The sequence below is a fragment of the Amycolatopsis sp. NPDC059027 genome, assembly GCF_042739735.1.
In the GTDB taxonomy this organism is placed as follows: domain Bacteria; phylum Actinomycetota; class Actinomycetes; order Mycobacteriales; family Pseudonocardiaceae; genus Amycolatopsis.
In genome coordinates this window covers 21,725-28,142 of sequence record NZ_JBHYIK010000096.1, presented here as the reverse complement: position 1 = coordinate 28,142, position 6,418 = coordinate 21,725, and the positions used below count along the sequence as shown (strand labels likewise).

Here is a 6,418-nt window from a genome sequence, read left to right as displayed (position 1 = left end):
TGTCACCACCCCCCCGCACCCCCACAGGGGCGTCCACCCGCCCCGGGGGTGGTGTTTTTCGCCGCGCGCCCCCCGCGGGGGGGGGCCCCCCCCCCCCCCCCCCCCCCGCCGCGAGCATCCGCACGGTTTCCAGCCATCGGGCCCGCACACCGAACGACCGCAGCGGTGCCGCTGCCGCCCAGCAGGCATCCAAAGTGGACAAGAACGCGTGCACCCGCTCGCCGGGAACATTGCGGTGGATCAGGATCTTCGGCAGGCGTTCGGCCACTGTGGACGGTTGATCGAGGGCATCCAGCCGGAGCGACAACGTCAGCGAAACCGGGCCGGAAGCGTTCACGGTGACCCATGTGGACAGTCGTCCGATCTCGTCGCACGTGCCCTCGACGAGCAATCCGCCCGGCGCGATCCGCGAGAGCATCAGCGACCACGCGTCCGCGACCTCGTCCTCCGCGTACTGCCGCAGGACATTGAAGGCGCGCACCAGCACCGGCCGCGTCCCGGCCAGTTCGAACCCGCCCCGCCGGAACTCCAGCCGCGGCGGATCGGCCGCCCGCTGCGCGAAAGTCACCCGCACCGGGTCCAGCTCCAACCCCAGAACCCGGACATCCGGACGCACCGAACGCAGCCAGCGCGCCAGCTCGACCGTCGTCACCGGCGAAGCGCCGTAGCCGAGATCGACGACGAGCGGGTCCGGCGCACGACGCAACAACGCCGCGACAGCGGGGTCACCGGCCAGCCAGCGGTCGACACGCCGCAGGCGGTTCGGGTTCGTGGTGCCCCGGGTCGGCGCGCCGACGAGCGCGCCGGGTTTCAGTGGTCGGCCAGCCACTTCGCGGTGAATTCCCCCTCGCGCTCGAGCAGCTTCGTCACCTGCTCGGCGATCACGCTCTCCAGCTTCGCGCCGAACAGCGGGATCCGCACCGTCACCTCGCCGCGGGTCAGCAGCACGACACGGTCGCCCGACACCGCGAGCGACGTCCGCGCGGTGATCTCGCCCGGCACGCCACCGACCTCGACGGTCGCCTCGCCGGTGTAGTCGTCGCCGTCCGGCCGCCAGGTCTGGGTCCGGTGCACCACCAGATCGCCCTTGTGCAGCGCCCGCACGGCCTGGGGGAGCCGCTCCGCGCTGATGCCCTGCCGCAGCTCGTAGGAGATCTCGTCGTCGTCCGACCAGGAGTACGCGAGCAGCGCCGCGCCGTCGCCGCCCAGCCGCTCCAGCCGTGCCGCCAGCGCGTCCTCCCCGGCGACCGCCGCCAGCACGTCGGCGACGTCGTCGGAGAACTCTGCGCGGTGCTCGATCCGAGATCCCATGAGCCGGACAGTACCGTTTGGGAGCGTGAAGCCTGCCGAAACTCCCGCCGCGACGCACCTCGCCGCCCACACCACGCTGCGCCTCGGCGGCCCCGCCCGCCGGTACGTCACCGCCGTGACCAGCGCCGGCCTCGTCGACGCCGTCCGCGAGGCCGACGCCGCGGGTGAGCCGGTGCTGCTGCTCGGCGGCGGTTCCAACCTCGTCGTCGGCGACGCCGGGTTCGACGGCACGCTCATCGAGATCGCCACCACCGGCTGGAGCCGCGACGGGAAGATCGTCGAGGTCGCCGCCGGGCAGAACTGGGACGAGTTCGTCGCCGCGCTCGTCGCCGAGGGGCTCGGCGGGCTCGAATGCCTGTCCGGCATCCCGGGCTCGGTCGGCGCGACGCCGATCCAGAACGTCGGCGCCTACGGCTGCGAGGTCGCCGAATCGATCGTCTCGGTCGACCTCTACGACCGCGCCACCGGCGAGGTCCGCACGGTCAAGGCCGACGAACTCGGCTTCGCCTACCGCACCAGCGTGCTCAAGGGCACCGACGCGGGAGTGGTGCTCACCGTCCGCTTCGAGATCCGTGAGGACGGTCTTTCCGCGCCCATCCGGTACGCCGAACTGGCACGGGTGCTCAACGTCGAGAGCGGTGCTCTCGTCCCGGCCGCCGACGCGCGGGAGGCCGTGCTGAACCTGAGGCGTGGCAAGGGAATGGTGCTCGACCCGGCCGACCACGACACGTGGAGCGCGGGCTCGTTCTTCACCAACCCGATCCTTCCCGCCGCCGAAGCCGACGCCGTGCTGGCGCGGATCGGCGGCGTCGTGGGCGCCGAGGTGAAGGTCCCGCGGTATCCGGCGGACGGCGGCGTCAAGCTGTCGGCGGCCTGGCTGATCGAACGCGCCGGATTCACGAAGGGACATCCCGGGCCGGGCGGACGCGTTTCGCTCTCGACCAAGCACACGCTCGCGCTGACCAACCGCGGCGAGGCCCGTACCGAGGACCTGCTCGCACTGGCCCGCGAGGTCCGCGACGGCGTCCGCGACCGCTTCGGTGTGACGCTGCACCCAGAGCCGTTGCTCATCAACTGCGCACTGTGAACCGGGTTTTGTGCTCCTGAACACTGGCAACCCGTTCCCCGCACGGGCGTCTACACAGGTAGTGGGCCTGGGTGACCTTGCGGGTCGGCAGGTAACGTCGAACCCGTCGCCGACGTTGAGAGCGTGGAGGCTGCCGGTCGGCGAGGGGGCAAGCGGGAGGTTGTAAGTGTTGGATCGCCGCATGGTGTTCAAGGCCGCACTGGCCGCAGGGGCCACGGTCATCGTCGCCGCGTGTTCGGGGGAGGACAACGGAGGCAGTGGCGGCAATGGGGGACAGCCGTCCGCGCCGGCGCAGCCGAAGGCGAAGATCACCGCCGTACCCGCCGTCGACGCCAAGGACGCACCCGTCGCGACGCCGGTTGTGGTGAAGGTCACCGAAGGGAAGCTCACCGAGGTTTCGCTCACCGGTGACGGTGGCAAGCAGGTCAAGGGCGAGCTCGCCAGCGACGGGCTGAGCTGGACCAGCGCCGAGCCGCTCGGCTACGGCAAGACCTACACCTACGCCGCGAAGGCCACCGGCAGCGACAACAAGGTCGCCGAGCTCAAGGGGGCCTTCACCACGCTGAAGCCCGCGAGCCAGAACCGGGCGACGCTCAACCCGATCGACGACGCCCAGGTCGGCGTCGCGATGCCGATCAGCGTCAAGTTCGACTCCCCGGTGAAGGATCGGGTCGCGGTCGAAAAGGCGCTCACCGTCAAGACCGACAAGCAGGTCGAGGGCGCGTGGGGCTGGCTTTCCGACACGCAGGTCGACTACCGGCCCAAGGAGTACTGGCCCGCCAACATCACGGTCGACGTCGAGGCGAAGCTGTACGGCGTCGACCTCGGCGGCGGGGTGTACGGGAAGTCCGACGTCACCACGAAGTTCAAGATCGGCCGCAACCAGGTCGTCAAGATCAACACCCCGGACCACCAGATGAACGTCTACCGCGACGGGGCCAAGGTCAAGAGCTACCCGTGCAGCAACGGGCTGGACTCCGACGTCGAGCGCAACACCCCGCTCGGCACCTACATCATCATGGAGAAAAAGGAACACGCCGTCTTCGACAACGCCCGCTACGGCTACACGAACGTCAACAAGAAGTGGGCGTGCCGGTTCTCCAACCACGGCGAGTTCATCCACGAGAACCAGGACAACGCGGCCGCGATCGGCAAGACCAACAACTCGCACGGCTGCGTGAACCTGCTCGACGCGGACGCCAAGGAGTACTTCTCCTCGGCGCTGATCGGCGACCCGGTCGAGGTCACCGGCTCGAAGCTCGGGAAGCAGACGCAGTCCGACGTCAACGACTGGCTCTACGACTGGGGCACCTGGAAGTCCTTCTCGGCGGTCAAGTAAGTGCGTACCGAAGTCACCGGCGCCGACGGCGCCAGAATCGGCCTGTCCGTGGGCGGCGCGCGGCACGCGCGACCGCTCGTCCTCGTGCACGGCTGGGCGCAGTCGTCCCGTGTCTGGGCCTCGCAGTTCGCGGATCCCGCGCTGGCCGGGCAGTTCCGGCTCATCGCGATGGACCTGCGCGGCCACGGCGCGTCCGACACGCCCAAGCAGGGCTACGACGACCCGCGGGTGTGGGCCGACGACCTGGCCGCGGTGCTGGAGTTCGCCGGTCCGGACCCGATCGTGGTCGGCTGGTCCTACGGCGGGCTCGTCATCACGGACTACCTGCGCGTGCACGGTTCCGCACGCATCGGTGGCATCGTGCTGGCCGGGGCGCTCACCGAGATCGGCAAGGGGCACGAGGGCGGCCGGATCGGCGACGCGATGCGCGCGGCGATCCCGGCGGTGCTCTCGGAGGATCCGGACGTCGCGGTGCCCGCGCTGATCGAGTTCAGCAAGGCCATGGCGGCGAAACCGGTTCCCGGACCGCTGGCGCAGGCCCTGCTCGGCAGCTGCCTGAGCGTGTCGCCGTCGGTGCGGTCCGCGATGTTCCGCCGCGACGTCGACAGCGCGGAGGTGCTGGCCGCGATCGACAAGCCCTGCCTCATCGTGCACGGGACGAACGACCGGGTGGTTGCCCCCGCGGCCGCGGAATACGCCGCCGGGAAGATTCCGGGGGCCGTTCTGCGTTGGTTCGTTGACGCGGGGCATCTGCCGTTCGTCGAGTCAGCGGAGGAATTCAACTCCGTGCTTCGGCAGTTCTCCGGAGAACAGCCACAGCACCGGTAGATACCACAGGAGTTGACCAGGTGAGCATCTCCCTGCAGGGGTTTCGTGCTGCGCCGCGCCGGATCGCGGTCATGTCCGTGCACACGTCTCCGCTGGAACAGCCCGGCACCGGTGACGCCGGCGGGATGAACGTCTACATCAGCCAGACCGCCACCGAGATGGCCCGCCGCGGGGTCGAGGTGGAGGTGTTCACCAGGGCCACCTCCTCGGACCAGCCGCCGCTGGCCGAGCTGGCGCCGGGGGTCACCGTGCGGCACGTCCCGGCGGGGCCGTTCGAGCCGCTGGGCCGCGACGAACTGCCCGCGCAGCTGTGCGCTTTCACCTCCGGCGTGCTGCGGGCCGAGGCGTTCCACGAGCCCGGCTACTACGACCTCATCCACTCGCACTACTGGCTGTCCGGCCAGGTCGGCTGGCTCGCGCGGGACCGCTGGGGCGTCCCGCTCGTGCACACCGCGCACACGCTCGCGAAGGTCAAGAACGCCGCGCTCGCCGAGGGGGACACGCCGGAGCCGCGGACGCGGGTGATCGGCGAGGAGCAGGTCGTCGCCGAGGCCGACCGGCTGGTGGCGAACACACCGGTCGAGGCGCGTCAGCTGATCGAGCTGTACGACGCGCCGCAGGACATGGTGCACGCGGTGCCGCCAGGGGTGGATCTCGACCGCTTCACGCCGGGCTCGCAGTACACGGCCCGTGCCGCGCTGGGGTTGCCGCAGGACGCCGTCGTGCTCGCGTTCGCCGGGCGCATCCAGCCGCTCAAGGCGCCGGACGTCCTCCTGCACGCGGCGGCGGAGCTGCTGCGGAAGCGGCCGGAGGTGGCGTCGCGGCTGGTCGTTCTGGTCGTCGGCGGCCCGTCGGGGACAGGGCTGGAGCAGCCGCAGGCGCTGCGCGAACTGGCCGTCTCGCTGGGGATCGAACGGCACGTCTCGTTCCTGCCGCCGCAGCCGGGGCAGGCGCTGGCGAACGTCTTCCGTGCGGCCGACGTCGTCGCGGTGCCGAGCTACAACGAGTCCTTCGGGTTGGTGGCGCTGGAGGCGCAGGCGTGCGGGACGCCGGTGGTGGCGGCCGAGGTCGGCGGGCTGCCGGTGGCCGTGCCGCACGGCGTGTCCGGGCTGCTGGTGCCCTCGCACGGCGCGCCGGAATGGGCGGACGCGCTGGCGTCGGTCGCGTTGCGGCCGGGGCGCCGGGCGGAGCTGGCGGCGAACGCGGTCACCCACGCGCGGCGGTTCTCCTGGCGGCGCACCACGGACTCGCTGCTGGACATCTATGCTCAGGCCACCACCGCGTTCCGGCGGGCGCTGGAACTACGTTCGGAGGTTGCCGTCTGATGCTCGACGCCGTCATCAAGTCCACTTTGGACGCCGCGGAGCTGAAGTACGACCGGCGGGGTCCCGGCAAGTACTTCGTGACACTGCCCGGAACCAAGAAGCTCCAGACGAACTGCTGGCTCGTCGAGGGTGACCACGCGTTCTCGGTGGAGGCGTTCGTCTGCCGCCGTCCCGACGAGTCGCATGAGGACGTTTACCGTTTTCTGTTGCAGCGCAACGCGAAACTGTACGGGGTTCACTACACAGTGGACAGTATGGGGGACATCTACCTGGTCGGCCGGTTCGGCATCGACACGGTCACCGAGTCCGAATTGGACAAGATTCTCGGCCAGGTTGTCGAGGCCGCCGACGGCGATTTCAACATCCTGCTGGAGCTCGGGTTCGCGACGTCGATCAAGCGTGAATGGGACTGGCGGGTCTCGCGTGGCGAGTCGCTGGCGAACCTCCAGGCGTTCCGGCATCTGGTCGACCCCGCGAAACCGCACGAGCCTGGCTTGACCGACTCGTGACCAGGCGCGTGCAACCGCG

General features: G+C 70.3%; 7 protein-coding genes. 5 read left to right on the top strand and 2 right to left on the bottom strand.

Annotated elements, in window-relative coordinates; all coding sequences use genetic code 11:
- Both ACFWY9_RS40505 and ACFWY9_RS40500 read right to left on the bottom strand, forming a co-directional pair.
- Positions 1 to 829: hypothetical protein (locus ACFWY9_RS40505; protein ID WP_378341374.1), on the bottom strand; the 829-nt coding region annotated here is incomplete at its 3' end.
- Entirely contained in the window at positions 811 to 1,311 is a 501-nt protein-coding gene (locus ACFWY9_RS40500; RefSeq protein WP_378323681.1) for a DUF2505 domain-containing protein, read from the bottom strand. The genes ACFWY9_RS40500 and ACFWY9_RS40505, both read right to left, overlap by 19 nt.
- 25 nt (positions 1,312 to 1,336) lie before the next feature.
- Here ACFWY9_RS40500 and ACFWY9_RS40495 point away from each other — a divergent pair, with 25 nt between their 5' ends.
- The 5 genes from ACFWY9_RS40495 (at position 1,337) to ACFWY9_RS40475 (ending at position 6,399) form a co-directional block, all read left to right on the top strand.
- Entirely contained in the window at positions 1,337 to 2,398 is a 1,062-nt protein-coding gene (locus ACFWY9_RS40495; protein WP_378323680.1) for a UDP-N-acetylmuramate dehydrogenase, read from the top strand.
- Positions 2,399 to 2,564: 166 nt separating this feature from the next.
- Complete coding sequence (locus ACFWY9_RS40490) at positions 2,565 to 3,737, top strand: Ig-like domain-containing protein (RefSeq protein ID WP_378323679.1); 1,173 nt, start codon at positions 2,565 to 2,567, stop codon at positions 3,735 to 3,737.
- Positions 3,738 to 4,565, top strand: coding sequence for an alpha/beta fold hydrolase (locus ACFWY9_RS40485; protein ID WP_378323678.1), 828 nt, complete (start codon positions 3,738 to 3,740; stop codon positions 4,563 to 4,565). It abuts the gene before it with no gap.
- Positions 4,566 to 4,636: 71 nt separating this feature from the next.
- Positions 4,637 to 5,890 carry a D-inositol-3-phosphate glycosyltransferase gene (mshA, locus tag ACFWY9_RS40480; protein ID WP_378341375.1) on the top strand — a complete coding sequence of 418 codons (1,254 nt, stop codon included), beginning with the start codon at positions 4,637 to 4,639 and terminating at the stop codon, positions 5,888 to 5,890.
- Positions 5,890 to 6,399, top strand: a complete 510-nt coding sequence (locus ACFWY9_RS40475) for a YbjN domain-containing protein (protein WP_378341373.1) — start codon at positions 5,890 to 5,892, stop codon at positions 6,397 to 6,399. Before mshA ends, ACFWY9_RS40475 begins: the two co-directional genes overlap by 1 nt.
- The last annotated feature ends 19 nt before the right edge of the window (positions 6,400 to 6,418 follow it).

What these genes read in the sequence shown, in the direction of transcription:
- ACFWY9_RS40475 (WP_378341373.1), top strand. Translation starts at nt 5,890, where the DNA reads ATGCTCGACGCCGTCATCAAGTCCACTTTGGACGCCGCGGAGCTGAAG.
- mshA (WP_378341375.1), top strand. Translation starts at nt 4,637, where the DNA reads ATGTCCGTGCACACGTCTCCGCTGGAACAGCCCGGCACCGGTGACGCC.
- ACFWY9_RS40500 (WP_378323681.1), bottom strand. Translation starts at nt 1,311, where the DNA reads ATGGGATCTCGGATCGAGCACCGCGCAGAGTTCTCCGACGACGTCGCC.